The organism is Paenibacillus thiaminolyticus, assembly GCF_003591545.1.
Classification (GTDB): domain Bacteria; phylum Bacillota; class Bacilli; order Paenibacillales; family Paenibacillaceae; genus Paenibacillus_B; species Paenibacillus_B thiaminolyticus_A.
Genome location: NZ_QYZD01000058.1, coordinates 1 through 16,720, shown reverse-complemented (window position 1 = coordinate 16,720; position 16,720 = coordinate 1). Strand labels below are relative to the sequence as shown.

Annotated in this window: 15 protein-coding genes and 1 pseudogene; all 16 read right to left on the bottom strand. The window is 48.5% G+C overall.

The window, feature by feature from the left end; all coding sequences use genetic code 11:
• Nucleotides 1-161: 161 nt before the first annotated feature.
• Nucleotides 162-659 carry a signal peptidase I gene (lepB, locus tag DQX05_RS28790; RefSeq protein WP_119796679.1) on the bottom strand — a complete coding sequence of 166 codons (498 nt, stop codon included), beginning with the start codon at nt 657-659 and terminating at the stop codon, nt 162-164.
• Nucleotides 660-714: 55 nt separating this feature from the next.
• Nucleotides 715-1,305 carry a hypothetical protein gene (locus DQX05_RS28785; RefSeq protein ID WP_119796678.1) on the bottom strand — a complete coding sequence of 197 codons (591 nt, stop codon included), beginning with the start codon at nt 1,303-1,305 and terminating at the stop codon, nt 715-717.
• Between the two features lie 84 nt (nt 1,306-1,389).
• Entirely contained in the window at nt 1,390-3,126 is a 1,737-nt protein-coding gene (locus tag DQX05_RS28780) for a sensor histidine kinase (protein WP_119796677.1), read from the bottom strand.
• Nucleotides 3,127-3,141: 15 nt separating this feature from the next.
• Nucleotides 3,142-4,722 carry a response regulator gene (locus DQX05_RS28775; protein WP_119796676.1) on the bottom strand — a complete coding sequence of 527 codons (1,581 nt, stop codon included), beginning with the start codon at nt 4,720-4,722 and terminating at the stop codon, nt 3,142-3,144.
• 173 nt (nt 4,723-4,895) lie between these two features.
• Nucleotides 4,896-6,587 carry an extracellular solute-binding protein gene (locus DQX05_RS28770; RefSeq protein ID WP_119796675.1) on the bottom strand — a complete coding sequence of 564 codons (1,692 nt, stop codon included), beginning with the start codon at nt 6,585-6,587 and terminating at the stop codon, nt 4,896-4,898.
• Nucleotides 6,588-6,675: 88 nt separating this feature from the next.
• On the bottom strand, nt 6,676-7,572 hold the full coding sequence (locus DQX05_RS28765; RefSeq protein ID WP_119796674.1) for a carbohydrate ABC transporter permease: 897 nt from the start codon (nt 7,570-7,572) through the stop codon (nt 6,676-6,678).
• A gap of 31 nt (nt 7,573-7,603) precedes the next feature.
• Nucleotides 7,604-8,572, bottom strand: coding sequence for an ABC transporter permease (locus DQX05_RS28760; protein WP_119796673.1), 969 nt, complete (start codon nt 8,570-8,572; stop codon nt 7,604-7,606).
• Between the two features lie 253 nt (nt 8,573-8,825).
• Nucleotides 8,826-8,984 (bottom strand): hypothetical protein, encoded by a 159-nt coding sequence (locus DQX05_RS32720; RefSeq protein WP_259392296.1) that lies wholly within the window; start codon nt 8,982-8,984, stop codon nt 8,826-8,828.
• A gap of 84 nt (nt 8,985-9,068) precedes the next feature.
• A pseudogene (locus DQX05_RS33365) lies at nt 9,069-9,209 on the bottom strand (hypothetical protein); the annotation flags it as partial.
• Complete coding sequence (locus tag DQX05_RS28750) at nt 9,181-9,396, bottom strand: MauE/DoxX family redox-associated membrane protein (RefSeq protein ID WP_119796671.1); 216 nt, start codon at nt 9,394-9,396, stop codon at nt 9,181-9,183. The gene DQX05_RS28750 and the pseudogene DQX05_RS33365, both read right to left, overlap by 29 nt.
• A 155-nt stretch (nt 9,397-9,551) precedes the next feature.
• Complete coding sequence (locus DQX05_RS28745) at nt 9,552-10,787, bottom strand: metallophosphoesterase family protein (RefSeq protein ID WP_119796670.1); 1,236 nt, start codon at nt 10,785-10,787, stop codon at nt 9,552-9,554.
• A 578-nt stretch (nt 10,788-11,365) separates the two neighbouring features.
• Entirely contained in the window at nt 11,366-13,264 is a 1,899-nt protein-coding gene (locus DQX05_RS28740) for an FtsX-like permease family protein (RefSeq protein ID WP_119796669.1), read from the bottom strand.
• Complete coding sequence (locus DQX05_RS28735) at nt 13,239-14,003, bottom strand: ABC transporter ATP-binding protein (protein ID WP_119796668.1); 765 nt, start codon at nt 14,001-14,003, stop codon at nt 13,239-13,241. Before DQX05_RS28735 ends, DQX05_RS28740 begins: the two co-directional genes overlap by 26 nt.
• A gap of 481 nt (nt 14,004-14,484) precedes the next feature.
• Entirely contained in the window at nt 14,485-14,727 is a 243-nt protein-coding gene (locus tag DQX05_RS28730) for a hypothetical protein (protein WP_259392295.1), read from the bottom strand.
• Between the two features lie 901 nt (nt 14,728-15,628).
• Entirely contained in the window at nt 15,629-16,138 is a 510-nt protein-coding gene (locus DQX05_RS28720) for an SUKH-4 family immunity protein (protein WP_119796667.1), read from the bottom strand.
• 4 nt (nt 16,139-16,142) lie between these two features.
• Nucleotides 16,143-16,720 (bottom strand): nucleic acid/nucleotide deaminase domain-containing protein (locus DQX05_RS28715; protein ID WP_220483302.1); only part of this gene is annotated, 578 nt, incomplete at its 5' end.

Here is a 16,720-nt window from a genome sequence, read left to right as displayed (position 1 = left end):
CGCTTCATTCCGCTGCTGACGTGCTCGCGCGGACACCCCGAATCGCGCTTCATTCCGCTTACTGACCTGCTCGACCGAACTCGCCTGAGCGCGCTTCATGGCGTGCTCGCCCAGGCATGAAGAAGCGGGGAGCGACATCGCTCCCCGCCTCCTGCTTTCCGCTACCACCAAGGCCAGACTTTGAATTCTACCTTGCCCTCCAGATATTCCACTGGAACAGGCCCGTAAGTCCGGCTGTCTATGCTGACGGCCCGGTTATCCCCCATGACGAACACATGCCCTTCCGGCACCACAATCGGCAATTCAAGCTGCTTCGGGAGTGTGCTTCCCTCGGCGAACGGCTCGTCGACGACCCGGCCGTTCACTTCCAGCTTCCCGTCGCGGGCATCGATCGTATCGCCTGCCACGCCGACGACGCGCTTAATGTACCGTTCTCCCTGGAACGCCGGATCGATAATGACGACATCGCCGTACGCTGGCTCGAACCAATGATACACCCATTTGTTCTCGATAAGCCGATCCCCGGGATTATAGGTATGCTGCATGGAATGCTGCTGCACGACGACTTGCGCATAGGCGACTTGCTGAATCAATAGACTAATGCCGAACGCGATGATCATCGGAATAACATAACCTTTGATAATATGAGACATTCGCATCGTTCAATTCCTCCTTCGAAGGCGTTACATTGGCCATTGTCGGCGCTGTCCCCGTTCAGGATGAGGACGAACGCGTGAAATACCGGGTCAGTCCGCCGGCCCCTATCGCCAGACAAAGACCGAGCAGCATCTTCACGATGACTTGCACGAAGTTCGCGTTTAATTCGCGCTGCATATGATCCGGGTACATGTGCGTATCGACATAGGTAATCGTCATCAACATATGTATGAAGTCCGGGATGCCATTAATGAGCAGAATCAGGCCGGAAATGCCGAGGCCCGTCTGCAGCAGCGGCTTGGTCAGCGCCGCCAGCTCCTGCGATCTCGATCGCCGCGGAAGCTCTTCCCTTCCCGCCCCTTCTGCTGCCGCAGCTTCTTCCCGCAGCGGCACGGCCGGGGTCAGCAGTCCGGAGATGCGGTAGGCAGCCGTCCATAATACGAGGGCGCTAAGCAGCATAATGATCGACGGGAGCAGGACCACCACCAACAGAACAATCTGATCTGGCCTGCTGACGGCTGCATCCTTGATTGACAACAGATTCGGCAAGCTGACCTGCACCACGTTAGACACATGGACAATGGCAGTAATGAAAAAATACAGCGCCAGCAACCGTACCGCCACATAGGCCAGCGATCGGGTATTCAATCCAGTTCCCCCCACTCCGATTCAGAAATCTATGAATGCGTATAGTGCAACCTCTATTATACAAGATTAGGGGGTTCGTGGGAATCAGCTATGCTTTGCCGGAATCCGGATGGACACCGATGTCCCGATCCCGAGCCGGCTGTCGATGCTCACGCCGTACTTTGATCCGTACTGCAGCTTGATGCGCTGATCGACATTGCGAATGCCATAGCCCGCATTGACATGATCCCGGCCATGGAAAATCTCGCTTACTCGTTCCGGAGTCATTCCGACCCCATCGTCAATGACGCGGAACAACAGATTTTCTCCTTCTATGGACGCCACGATTCGAATATGGATCCGATCTCCGCACCAGGCGTGCTCCAGCACGTTTTCAATAAATGGCTGCAAAATGAGCTTGACGGTGCTGTACGGCCAAATGACGGGATCGATATCGAACGTGACATCAAGCCTTTCGCCGTATTTGATCTTCTGGATATCAACATACGCCTGCGCCTGCTCCAGCTCTTGCGGGACCCGGATCATCAGCTTGCCGTTGTTCAGAGCCAGACGGTAAAATTTGGCCAGCCCCATCACCATTTGCTGCAGCTTGTCATTTTCGCCGAATTTGGCGAGGCGGCTGATCGAAGACAGCGTGTTATAGAGAAAATGCGGATTAATTTGCGACTGAAGCATTTCCAGTTCCGCTTCCTTCTTCTGCAGCTGAGTCAAGTACACTTCCTTGATTAGAGACTCGATATTCTCGCCCATATTGTTAAGCGCGGTCGCAATCTGCGAGAATTCGTCATTGCCCCGGTAGGAGATGCGCTTGTGGAGATCTCCTTCGCGAAATGCATTCAGCACGGAGACAAACTTATGTATCCGGACCGAGAAGAAGCGGGATATAAAGCCGCCTGCGAAAGATAAGACGACAACGCAAAGCAAACATGCGAAAATAATAAAAAGCCTGACCTTCAGCGCATCCTGCTGGATAAGCGTGACCGGAACGAGCGCGACCAGCTTCCACGATTGCCGGCCGACCGTCTCCTGGATCGTCAAATAATCATTGTCCAATTGCTCCTGGCCTTCCGAGTAAGCGTCTGGAAGCTGTCCCGATTGATAAATGATGCGTCCGGACTCATCCTGAAGATAGAGAACGCTCCCACTGCCTATTTTGGAGTAATCCAGACTGTCGAACAACTCCGAAATGGCCACATTGATGCGGAGGAATCCGACTTCCTGCAGCTGATTCGGATTGTAGGTGTCAATCAGCCTCCGCAGCAGGGAAATCCGCTGAAGCGCGGTGTCATTTTCGATCTGGCTCCACTGCATCGTCACGCCATACTTTTCAGGCGGGAATTGCTTGTACCATTCCTTGTCCTTAATGCGGCTAAGATGATAAATATCGTAGGACCAGTTGTTGTCCTCAATCCCGATCTTATATACTTCATAGATCGATTCATTGCTGAAGTAGACCGAGGTCCACAGCTTCATGCCGGTTGACTTGGTCGCGGCTTCTATTTTGGGCAGAACGTCCTTGGTCATGCGGTCATAGTTCTCCCACCCCTCCTCGTAGCTTCGCAAATGCCGGTACAATTCATAATCATTGTAGAAAAGGGAGGAAATGCGGACGACATCCTGCATCTTATATTCGATATTATCGCGCATCTGCAGCAAGGTTCCCTGAACATTCATCCTGGTGTGCTTCCGGATCGATTCGTCGTACATGGAGTGGGATACATAGCCGATGACTGACACGGCACTTACGATGAACAGCATATAAGTAAGCATTAATTTATATCCAATCGGCAAGTACCTTCGCCTCGCCTGCTGTGCTTTCATATCCGCCATCCCCTGTCACGTTTCTCGCTTGCGGTACTCCATCGGCGTCATGCCGTAAGCTTCCTTGAATTGTCTGCTGAAATACGGCAGGTAACGGTAACCGACCTGGTTCGCGATTTCATAGATCTTCATCGAAGGATCGTGCAGCAATTCGCGGGCTCGCTCCATCCGCAGTTGAATCAATACTTCACTGAACGACTTGCCCGTTTCTTCCTTGAACATATAGCCGAGATAGTTGGGAGAAAAAGAAAATTGATGCGCCACATCCTTGAGGGTGATATTGTCATTCATTCGTTCCTTCATCATTTGCATCATTTCCCGAATCAGCTTATTGTTCTTGGAGCTTGATTTGCTTCGCAAGTGCTCGGATATTTCGAACGTTTTCCGCACGAGCCAAGAGCGAATATCGCTAATCGTATCGAATTGCAGCAAGATATCGAGATTTTGCAGCTCCATCCCGAGCATATCGAACAAGTTCTCTCTTCTTGCCTTCAACTGCTGATCCAGCTTCCATATAATAAACATGGCCAGATTATGCACTGTGAATTTGGATCTGAGCATGCTTACGGATTCGAACAATCGCTCGATCTCGTCATAGATCCGGACGAGCTCGTATTCGGTCAGCGCATGAAATAAGGCTTCCACGCGGGCATCGAGCGTCCGGGCATCGACCATTTCCGGTTCCCGGCTCGCTTCTTCATACATAATCAGCTTGCCCTTGCCCAGGAACATTTTGCCGTCCACAGCTTCCATGGCTTGCTTGCACGACACGTGAAGCTGTTCGAGCGCATGCACCGGCTCGCCGACACCAACCGTCATCGTAAACGGGAAATTGGCTTGGATCGCCTCATACAAGTCATGAAGCAGCGCATCCATCCGCTGGCTTCCAATCAACAGCGCGATCCTGTGCGAGGACAGCTTGCAGACATGGCGCATGCCATGCTTTTGTCCAATCTCGCTCACCTCATAGAGGAAGTTCTTGGACATCATCTGCTGGGACAAGCTGATGGCCTCTTGTGTCCAATTCATGTCATCCAGCTCCATGACGGCGGCACGCACAGGCCATTCCAGCTGCTCCAGCCCGTTGGATTGAATCAACTTCCTCATTTCATACAGATAATCGCGATCGCATTCACCTTCCAGCAGCCTTACCAACAGGTCGTTTTGGGCCATCGGAATCATGCGCTCGTACGCCTCTTCCACGTCACGGCGCTTCCGCTCATTCTCCAAGTCCAGCTTCACCTTCTCCAGCGCCGCGATCAGCTCATTATCATCCATCGGCTTCAACACATAGCTATAAGCCTTCAATGACAATGCCTGCTTCACATAGCTAAAGTCCTGGTAACCGCTTACAAAAATCACGCGAATGTCCGCTTTCTTGTCGATTGCTCTCCGGGCCAGCTCCAGCCCCGACATATTGGGCATATTTATGTCGCTAACCATAATATCTATCGGAAGCCGTTCAAGAATATCGCATGCGTCAAAGGCGTTGTTCACCGCCGCGGCCACTTTCATGCCTAAATCTCCCCATGGAATGAATTGCTTCATCCCTTCGAGATCAAGCATCTCGTCATCCACCAATAACACGTTGTACATGAGAGCTCTCCCTTCAGAACATGCGGTCAATCATTGCCTGCAGCCTATTCGTTTCCATCCCAAGTATAGCAATGAACCGTCCCGTTTGAACAGTATGAGGCTGCCAGTTCCGCCCCGCGGCGGCGAACAACAACAAAGGCCCGCCGGCATAGCGAGCCTTTGTTATCATTTCCTTATTTGGCCATCGATTTCTTGTTTTCCGTCCACACGTTGGTTACATGCTCAAGGAATTTATCATAGCCCAGCTTCATGGAGTCATCGTGAGCCTTATCCAGAATCTGCAATGCTTCTTCGTCGGACTTGGCATACATCGACTTCGCTCTCGCGGTCAGCCAAATATCTCTGACGCTCTGTCTAATGATGCCGACTTCGCTCTCCGGAACCGGTTCCCAACCGAGGAACTCGGTGAAATCGCCTTGCGTGCCCCATGTAATCTCCATTTGCCAACGGTTGCTGAAATCGATCTTCTCAGCCGGCACGTTGGACAGTATATCCTTTTTCGTATTATCCAGGAACATCGTGTTGCCTACCCATACCAGGTCGCCGGCTTTTCCGCTAATCTCGGCAAGCGTATCCGGATCATCCAAATATTTGTCCATATTGAATTTCGGCGTCACGCCGTCCTCCTCAAATCCGTTCCAATAACCATCCGGTCCAGGAGGTCCCCAGTTCAGCACCATACTGCCTTCCGGTCCTGTCATCCAGTCGAGAAGCGCGAATACGGCTTCCGGATCTTTCGCGTTCTTCGTAATGACGGCCACGTTCCAGCCTAATTGATTGTACGTACCCGGGTAAATTTTGCTGCGGTCAAGACCCTCCTTGGCAATCGGCTGGATGAACATATAGCCGTCTTCCGGATCCTTCTTCTTCAATTCCGCGTCTGCTTCTGCAAGCATCTTCATCGGGTCAAAAGTTGCAATAATGGCAAATTTGCCATTCATCGCTTTTTCCCTTACCTGATCCTCGGTCTGCGTATTCGCATCCTGCGTCATCAGCTTCTCCCGCATCAGCTTCGCCGTAAAGACGACCGATTCGCGGAATCCCGGATCTTTATAGATGGATTCGATTTTGTCTCCAACCGGAACTCCCATGAAACGCGTAAAGGACTGGTTGCCTTCTTTGAAGGAAGAGAATAGTTGGTCAATGCCATGGCCGTCTTTGGCCAGTCCCGTCTCGAACGGAATGACATCTGGGAATTTTTCCTTGACCGCCTTCAGATAAGCATACAAATCGTCGGTCGTTTCCAGCTTCGGAGAGCCGAGCGCTTTATAGATCTTTTTATTGATTGCGTATCCGGCGTTGCCGTTCGGTTGCTGCGTATAATAGTTAGGAAGCTGATAAATCTTGCCGTCCGGAGACCGGAGCAGGGCCAGATGATTTTCAGACAGATGCTTTTTGAAATTAGGATACTTGTCGATGTACTCGTCCAGCGGCACGAGCATGTCGGCCTCTCTGAGACGCTCGACATCCGCTCCCCTTTCCGTCCACACAATATCAGGCAGCTCATTGCCGGCTATCATCGTCTGCAGCTTCTGCGCATTGTTCCCGCCCGAGCTTATACCCGTGACCGTCACCTTCAGATTGTCCTGAATCCATTTGGAAGCGGGATCCTTGCCCCATTTCGGCATTTGGTACCAGCCATAGTTGCCGTAGAACGAGACTGCCAACTCTTCCTTGCCCAATTCGTACAGATCGCTCTTCGATTCATCACCGGAAGCTCCTTGCCCGGTTTCGCTTCCTTCCTGCTTCGCCGGTTCATTGGCTGGAGGCGCGCTTGTGTTCCCGCCGCCGCTGCACCCGACCAACAAGGTGAACACCATAAAGACAGAGAGCACGCTAAGAAGGAGGTTTCTCTTGTTCTTCACTGGATATTTTCCCCTTTCAATTTGTAATCTATGTTTAAAGCAGAGATGCTCTAAACGCCAGCGAATTTTCCCGTAATGATTCAGATAACTACTCTTTCAACGATCCGATCAATACGCCCTTGACGAAATATTTTTGCAGGAACGGGTACACGCATACAATAGGAATGGTTGCAACCATAATCGTCGCCATCGTCAATGACTTGGACGTTATTTTTTTGGCGGCATTCATATGCGCAATCGCGCTCATATCGACATTGGCCATCTGTTCCGAGGCGATATTCGAGAACAGAATTTGCCGCAGTACCGTCTGGATAGGCAGCAGGTCTTCATTCGTGATGTAGATACTGGCCACGAACCATTCATTCCAGTGCGCCACAGCCGTGAACAGCGATAGTGTTGCCATGACCGGACCAGATAAGGGCAGCACGATCCGGAAGAACGTTCCCCAGTTGCCGCAGCCATCGATTTTGGCGGATTCCTCCAGGCCTGCCGGAAGCCCCTGGAAGAACGTGCGGAATATAATCATATTCCATACGCTGATTAGGGCCGGAATGATGAAAACCCAGAACGAGTTGAACAGGCCAAGGCCGCGGATAAGCATATAGGTCGGAATGAGTCCGCCGCCGAAATACATCGTAATAATGCACATAATCATGTAATATTTGCGGCCCATCAGTTCTCGCTTCGACATGCCATAGGCAAATATGGACGTTGCCAATATCGCGGATAAGGTGCCGATGACCGTCCGCAGGGCGGCAATGACGAAGCCGTTCATTAACCTCGAGTCCTCGAATACGATCCGGTAGTTCTCCAGGGTAAATGCCCGCGGCCAGAACGTAATCCCGCCCTTCGCGGTATCCAGCCCTTCATTGAAGGAAATGACGAGCGAGTTCCAAAACGGATAAAAAGTGGAAAACGCCAGCACAGTTAGAAATACATAAATAAAGGCGACAAAGATGCGGTCTCCTATATTGTCTCGTATCATCGTTCAGTCCTCCTGTCTCTGGAATGATTCATCACCACAAGCTATTGCCCGTTTTTCTGGCGATGAAGTTCGCCAATGTAAGCAACGTGACGCTGACCACGGCCTTGAACAGACCGATTGCCGTCGCATAGGAGTACCTGTAGTTGTCGATACCGACCCGAACCACGTAGACATCCAGTGAATCCGATACATCGCGCAAGGCCGGATTGGAGGCCAGAATCAAAATATCTTCGAAGCCGGCACTCGTCAGATTGCCGATAGCCAATATCATAAAAATGATGACGACAGGCATAATGCATGGAAGCGTAATCAGCCACATCTGTTTGAACCGGCTTGCGCCATCGATGGATGCCGCCTCATATAAATGAGGATCAATCCCGGCAATCGCCGCCAAATAGACAATGGAAGCGAATCCAATTTCTTTCCACACATTGGTCGTGATGAGAATCGTCCAGAAATATTCCGACATGGACAGGAAATTGACAGGTTCATCGATAAGTTTCAATTTCTCGAGCAGCATATTGACGCTTCCGTTGTCCACAGACAGCAATGATGTCACCATCGACCCGATGACGACCCAAGACAGGAAGTGCGGCAGATACGTTACGGTCTGTACCACCCGTTTGAAGAACATTTTGCGCACTTCATTCAGCATGAGCGCCAAAAGAATCGGCGCCGGGAACCCAAAAATAAACTTCAAAAAGCTGATGACTATCGTGTTGCGCATGACGGGATAGAAATCCGGAGAATTGAAAAAAGCGATAAAGTGCTTCAGGCCAACCCAATTGTTATTCAATAAGTTCGAACCCATCTTGTAGTCCTGAAAAGCGATCAGAACGCCATACATGGGAATATAGGAAAAAATAAAGATAAATACGAGCGCAGGCAGTACCATCAGTTGAATATCTATTTGCATGAAAAACCGTTTAAACGCGCTTTTACGATGCTTATCGAGATTCAAGCGTGATTCCGTGTCCAGCCCGGCAGATGCTTTCGCCATATGTGAATCCCTCCTCCTTACCTGATGCCGCCAAATGTAAAGCGGTTTAATTTACAGCGGCAGAGCGGGTGCTTCGCCTTGCATCAGCTCTATATATCTGGCTTGATGCCGTGTCCTTCTCCATGTTCTCCCTCCATATTTGTCTTTCCTTCATTCTACATTTGAAACGCTTTCACGAATATATGACAAATCAACGATTATTGATACTTTAAGATGTTCTTGATAGATCCGCATGAGGAAGCCCACTCCAAATTCAAGCGGTGTAGCGCTTCGCTTGCGAAGTGAACATTTGCGCGTACTCGCCCTCCCTGCGGATTAACTCCTCGTGGCTTCCTTCCTCAATAATCCTGCCGTCTCGGAGCACAATAATTCGATCGGCATGGCGGCAACTGCTCAGACGATGAGAAATCATGATAGTTGTCTTCCCTTCGTACAATCTCGTGAAATTATCGTAGACCTCTGCTTCTGCCTTCGGATCAAGAGTCGCAGTCGGTTCATCTAAAATAACAACTTGCGCACCCTTCAAAAAGGCGCGGCTCAAGGCAACTTTTTGCCACTGTCCTCCCGGTAGTTCATAACCATTGTCGAACAGAGGGCCCAGTTCCGTGTCAATGCCTTGCGGCAGCCGCCGGATCAATTCGCCGGTTGAATAGGAGCAAAAATGCAACCGCCAGTTCCGCGGCGATAACTCCCCACGCCAGAAAAGAAGGATAGTTCAACTGATGAATCGTTTTTGTAAAGTCACGGTAGCCGGCGATTTTGGCAATTGAAGAGTAGACAAGAATCGTGCAAATGATAATGGTCAAGCTCGATTCGAGATTCATAATCTCTCCCTTTCTACTTTGTGAATATATGTGAAAACAACGATATTTGATACTTTTCCATGTTCGTTGAACCAATAATAGAAAAAGATGCCCCCGTCATCAGTGATAACCGCAGGGACATCCTAAGCTCAACATTATTCTTCTAAATCATACAATCATACAAAGGTTGATACTGATTTCGTTCTGCCGTGCGTACACAATGCTTGTTCACTCATATTGCCAAAGGCATCCATTGCACGAACTTCGATGGAATAGCTCCGATCCGGTTCCAGTTCCGCCAATATCAGTTGAAGCTTCTCCGGCATTGGATAAAGATAAAATTCCGAATAAGCTAAGTAACGCGTTACCTCCGCCCCGGTCTCTGCATCCTTCAGCGTAATCCGGTAGGAATGAACCAGTTCATTATCTTGAGCCTGATCGAAGACGATCGTAATCGAATCCCATGCCGCAAGCTCCGCTTCGACATGAGCTTCCGCATTCGTCTGGAAACGGGGCGGTTCCTGATCGCGCTCATTCGTATAGATGAAAGCCGCTGGGGTTACCGGCACCGGCACGACCCAAGCTTCCCCGATCTCTCGTTGATGCGCAAAATCCAGCCGCCTAATCGCAACCTTGTCCTCGTACACTTCAACAAGACAACCTTGGCTGAACTTCTCATGTCCCGGCGGCAGATTGCCTTGCAGCTTGCCGCCCTCTACTTCCATATAGCTGACGGAAGCGGTGCCCACGGATGTGAAGCGCTTCTGATGGATGCTGCGCGGATCATTCAACGGGTAATGAGAATGCCCGGAGAACGTAATGACCTGAGGATACGGATCCAGTGCGGCCATCAGTTCGCCGATATTTTCCTGGATGCCCCATTCTTCGCTTCCGTACACCGTATCCTTCAGATGCTGATGCAGGAAAACGAAGATTGGCCGATCAGGCGCATCGGCGGCCGCTTCCTCCAGCTGCCGCTTGAGCCATTCGATCTGGTCCAGGGAGAAGTAGCCGTGGGTCGGCTTATCCTCTGTCGCCAGTATGATAAAATGATAGCCTTGGATGACGCGGTGATAATACATCGCTTCCATGCCCGTCATATCCAAAAAGCGCGCTTGTGCTTCCTTCGCCGGCAGATCGTTCCAGTAATCATGATTCCCAATCGCAATGAGCAGTTCCGCGCCGTCCTGCTTATACTTGCGAAGCGTATTCATATGGCGCTCATATTCCTCAACGGTGCCATTATTCGTCAGGTCGCCCACGATGACGAAGGCGTCCTGCCGCGGCGCGCGTGCATTCAAGTACCACAGCGCTTGCTCGTATTTATGGATAGACTCCTCGCCCGTTGGCGCAATATGCACGTCACTTATCACCGGGAAGACGAGACGGGGGATAGATTGCTCAGCTACCATCAGACATTCAGCTCCTTTTTATTCAACACTGGTTCAGCTTCAGTCTACTCCTTTCTTGTCCGGTTGAATATAGATTTTTGCTGCCTGACGCATAGAAATATCGAAACTTTCGACTGCCGTAAGGCAGCAAAACGGAGGCTGCCCCATAGGCAGAGCATGGAACGATGAGGGGCAACACGGACGACCGAAAATATAACGACGGGAAAAAGGGGAATACGGACAAGCAGGGAAACAAGGCGCTGAAAAGAGGCAGTGAAACAAGGCGTTTCGACGGCTAGTGAAATAAGGCGCTGCGAGGGCTAGTGAAATAATATCCTGCTTGAATGCAGTAATTTACGCTATTTGAGCGATATTTTATTAAATTGCTGCAAAAGCGCATTATTTTCGCCGATTTTTTGCTTTATCTCTATTGTTTAGGAGAAAATTGATGCCGTTGTGCAGGATTTCCTGTAACGAAATAAACGCCGTAACAGAATACTGCAATTTTGCAGTTTTTCGGCAAGTCTAGCTTGGAGAATGAGAGGGGCTGTCTCACTATAGCTAAAAAATGCTTCGGAGACAGCCCCTATTGGAGACAACTAGATCACTTTTTTGAGCTTGCGCACGTAATTCGCGCGGATAAAGATGAAGTAGATAATCTGAATCGCCAGGAACGAGCCAAGGACAATCGCGGATTCCTTCACCAGACTCATGCTGAACGTGTTCTGCAGCGAGTTCAATGCGACTGCGCCGTGTACGATAGCGACGACAATCGGAACGAAGAACAATAGCCCGATCTGAGTGGACACAATCTTCGACAGTTCCCCTTCCGTCAGTCCCAGCTTGCTGATGGCGCGATACTGCACCGTATCCTGATCCAGATCGGAATACAAGCGCAAGTACAGGAAGCTGCCGGCTGCGACGAAGAATACGGCGCCGATGAACAATCCGGCTAAGAATATCTGTCCGAAGGCCGTGTTCACAGCGTTCAGCGCAAGAGCTCGGGAGGAGAATGTAAAATCGCCGCGCGACGTGTCCAATTGCTTTTCCAGTTGCTTTGCCGCATCCAGCGTCGACTTCCAGTCCTCTATTAAATACGTATAGACAGTTTTGTCCATATTGGAAGCTGACAAGCGCTGGAACGCCGCATCGGGTACGACGGCGACTCTATCGCCGCCCACATTCTGTCCGATCATTTGCGGCATTTCCCGGTTGGACGCGACCGCAAGCTCTTCCTTGGCGAATTCGACCGACGCTGCCTGTTCAGGCGGCGTTGACTGTCCGGTTAACCCGGCGACCATCGGATTCACTTGATAGAAAAGCTGCGCTTCGCCGCCGCGCAAGACCAAATTCTCGCTCATCAGCCGATTATAGTCAGAGACGCCAATAACCGTATAGGACTTGTCCGTCCTCGCATCTTCCACAAGCTTTGTCGAAAATACGACAGTCTCGTGGCTTATTCCCGCTTTGTTCAACGACTGCTCGATAAGTTCGGCATGCTTCTGCTCCAGCTTGTTATCCGAAAAGGACACATATCTCATGACCGGAGAACCGCTTGTCACCGTGTTGGTGAATATCGCCTTAAGGCCGACCAACGTACCGATGGCCGTGAAGGCGACCGTCGAAATAATGGCGACGAGAAAGAACATGCGGGCATTGTCCTTCATCCGGTAAGCCAGATCCGATAATGTAATCAGATTGGTGCCGCGGCGATACAATTTCTTGGTCTTCAATCTGTTAATCATATACACGCTTAGCTGCGTGAACAGGAAGTAAGTCCCGATGCTGACGACCGTGGCGACAGGCAGCAGCGCGAAAATGACATGAGCTCCTTTGACCCAGAATGCTACGCCGTAGCCTAACGCCAGCAGGAAGACCGCCAGGAAGGCAAGCCAGGGGGAGGCCTTCGGCTCCGACTTCGGCTTTACTGTTCCCTTTAGCAGATCGATAAGGGAGCTGCTGCGCAGAATCGTTGCCGTGAACAGCGAGATAATCAAGAACAACAGCACGAACGCCGCCCCGGACAGCGAGATCGCCTTCACCGGGAAGTAGAACGGCAGCGGCTGCTCCAGATCAAGAACCGAAGAGCTCATCAAGAGCAGCCATTTCGACAGGGCGAGACCCGCTCCGATGCCGGATAAGGTTGCGCCTAGGCCGATGACAATATTTTCTATAAAGACGAGCCGTCTTAGCTGCATATCGGACATGCCGTGCATAATGCAGATGCCGAATTCTTTTTTGCGGGATTTCAGGAACGAACTCATCGAATATAAAATGAAGAAAAACGTAAAGAGATATATGATGTATTGGGCCACATCCATGCCCGCTTGTGCGCCCCGACCGTAACTGCCGTTGCCGCTGAAATCGAGCGCCGGATGAAGCGCCAACATCGAATAGGCGAAAAAGATCATAACGGAGAACGCGCAGCTGAAGAAATAACCCGCGTACAGTCGTTTGTTGCGAAATACGTTTTTAAGCGCGAACTGACGAATATTCATCCCGCGTGCCTCCTATTGATGACAAGATATCCATGATGCCCTGGAAAAAGACCTGGCGGCTTCCCGACTTGTTCAGTTCCTGAAACAGCGTGCCGTCCTTGATGAAGATGACCCGATCACAGTAGCTTGCCGCCTGCGCGTCATGCGTAACCATCATCATCGTCGCACCTTCTTCCTTGTTTAATCTTTCCAGCGTCTGCAGCACGTCCTGGGCGGATTTGGAGTCGAGGTTCCCTGTCGGCTCGTCGGCCAGAATCAGCTTCGGCTGATGGATGACCGCCCGCGCGATCGCCGTCCGCTGGCATTGGCCGCCGGAAATCTCGTAGGTCCGCTTGTTCAGGATGCTTGTAATCCCCAGCTTCTCGGCAATCGCGTTCACTCGCGCATCCTGTTCCTTGATGCCGATGCCGTCCAGGGCGAGCGGGAAAATAATGTTCTCCTTGACCGTCAGCGTCTGTAGCAGGTTGAAATCCTGGAACACGAAGCCGAGCTCACGCCGGCGGAACAGCGCCAGCTTCCGCTTGCTCAGCTTGTTCATCTGCTGATTGCCGACATAGACTTCGCCGGAGGTCGGCTTGTCTATCGTGGAGACGACATTCATCAGCGTCGTCTTGCCGCTGCCGGACGGTCCCATGACGCCGACGAATTCCCCCGTGTTCACTTTCAGATTCAAATTGGACAGCGCCTGATAGGACTGCTTGCCTTCATATACTTTGGATACGTTCCGTACTTCCAGCATGTGTCTTGCACGCTCCTTCGCAATCGTTTTGTTACTGTTACTGTAAGCCGAAACGGGGGATCGAGCCATTCTTCTTCCTTACGCCAAGCTTTCGTTATTGTAAGAGACATGATGTCTGGATGGGTCTTGTTGAATCATGAATCATTGCGTTCAGAGAGCCAACAAGGGGTTGTACACGTTTAGAATCCTTACTTTGTGTACCGCTAAACCCAGCACGAAGCCAATTTCATACTGGGGTTGCGGCAGTTTCTTCCCCCATTTGATTTTGGAAATGAAAAAAGGCTCATTCCTAACTCATAGTCAAGTTGGAATAAGCCTTTGAAAGTTTATAAAGCGTACTTGTAAGCTTTTTAAATGTTTGGTTTGTCGGTTGTATTCGATCCTGTTGTTGGAGTTGTAAATATTCAGTTTACACATTGAAAAGGCCACAAAAATAAACGTGGTACTATTATTAAGAAAAAACAAGGTTTTCAGAAGGGCACTAATAATTTTCCTGCAACATAATTCTGGCTTTGTTCAATTCTCTCGAAATCTCCTCTTTTTCTTCCTTTTCAAATCGAAAAATAACTTCTTTCAAACCATCCTGAATTAAATGTAAAAACTCACTATACTTCATATATGAAAGCTCCTCTGGATAACTAGGAAACTCTTTATTTAAAACAACTTCGTCGATTTCACATCTTTCAGGATCACCATCATCATAAGTGCTATAAGTACCTATCATACAAACATCATCAAAAATAACACCTTCTTTTGTTTAAAATTATACCTACATTTCAGTATTCTTGATTTACTAATAAAAATCCCCCTAATAAATCAGTGGTCCATTTCTTTTTTCCGAGCATAAATATTCTCCTAACCACACTCTTTAATCAAAATTTAATACTGGATGAAAATTAGTAATTTCGCCATTTCTAAAATAACCTACAAATTTCATACCATTGGATGCTTCACCATATATCAAATACCCATGCAAATATCCGTTTTCCATTGCTTCTAAGCCCATTTATACATTTTTTCATCACTGTATACTGAAGGAGCGTAGACTGTTTTAGGATTGTCTATATATTTATAATTTTTATAATCATCCAAATAAGTTCCTTTCTTATTACTTTATGGTATTTTGTAGTTAATAGTCTTTAATCCAAGGAAATCCTTGTCATATATAATATCGTTAGGATCTATTATATTATCAATATCTTCTCCTGTTGATTCCAAAGCCTTATAAAACTCTTTAGAATTATGTGTTTCGTTAACCCTTTTTTACCACTAATAGGATCCTTAGTAGCAATTAAATGTGTTTTTGCATTGGAGCGATTGTATATTCAATGTGTCGGACTTTCCTGCGAAATTTTGGGATGTCTTTGACACAATATCATCGGGGTATCTAGTGTCGCAAAGATGCGTTTGATTTAGAAAAACTGTGAGAAAACGAAGATAATATTAAAAACAGGTCAATCATGGTGGTATCTGACCACGATCAACCTGTTCGATGTAACGGAATGGAGTTATTTAGGATATCAACTTCAAGCAATGATGTGCGTACAATTGAAATGGAAAAATCTTTATACGGATAGTATATGAGTTATATGTGTTAAATAGCCGCCTCTCATATTCGTACGGTTTCATAATCCGGTTTCATAATCTTCCACCAGATGTGACCAGTATCCTTCAACATCCTTCATTGCTTCAGGATCAATTTTTTCGTACACCTTGCGCAGCTCACACGCATATTTATACGAAGTATATTCACCTTGTTGTTTCATTCTCATTGACACTTCGTGCCTAATTAAATGAAACAAGAAAAATGTTTTCAAGTTTTTATTAATCATATAAATTTGGGGTTCATGAAAGGATGAGCTAGTGAAAAGCTCATCGCTATCTCCTTTTAAATACAGTCCATACCCGTTAGACGTGTAATGACCGATTCTGATAAATTGCACGCCCTCAATTAACAATTGTTTAAAATCATCCGTTCCATAGAATACAAAATCATCAAATTCTTCCGGCACTCCAATACCAACCATAAAGTCAGCATTATCATGACTTATGCCGAGACTTACTAATTCATTGAAATCATAATCACGTAATTCGGAGTCATAATATTCGCGGATCTCTCGAATATCAAAATCCATACTCTCACTCCTCTAGCTTTTTAAGCTCTTCAACTAACGCAGCATTTCCTCTATCTCTTGAAGCCTTGTCCCCGTACTCAACACTATAAGTTACTTCAGTATCAGGAAGTTCTTTGGCAAGTAGTTTTTTACAGTCATGACCACCAAGAATACAGGGTTCTCTTTCAGTATAAACTCGATGAACTATATACGTCTGCCCGTTTTTTTCCGCAGCCCATTTTTCTTCTACCAAAACCTTTTCGGAATGTACTTTTTTTACTTCTACTTTCCCACTTGGTTTTACTACAGTCCGTTCTGTGCTTTCAAAAACCTTCAGAGTACGAACACCATCTATTTCAATGTCTGCCACTACAAGATTTCTTAAGTCGAATATTTTATTTTCAACCCGATGCTGTTGTGCTCTTAAACTTAAATCTGTTTCTCCATACCTAACCTGTTTTGGCGGTTTTGGAACAGCAACTTTATCACCCGAACTAGGTCTTCCCGTCCCACCAGAACCCGGCTGCTTCCCGCCAGAACCACCGGAGCCACCTGAACTGCTCTTCATGATATTATCAAGCTTACTCTTCAACCCGTCCAGGC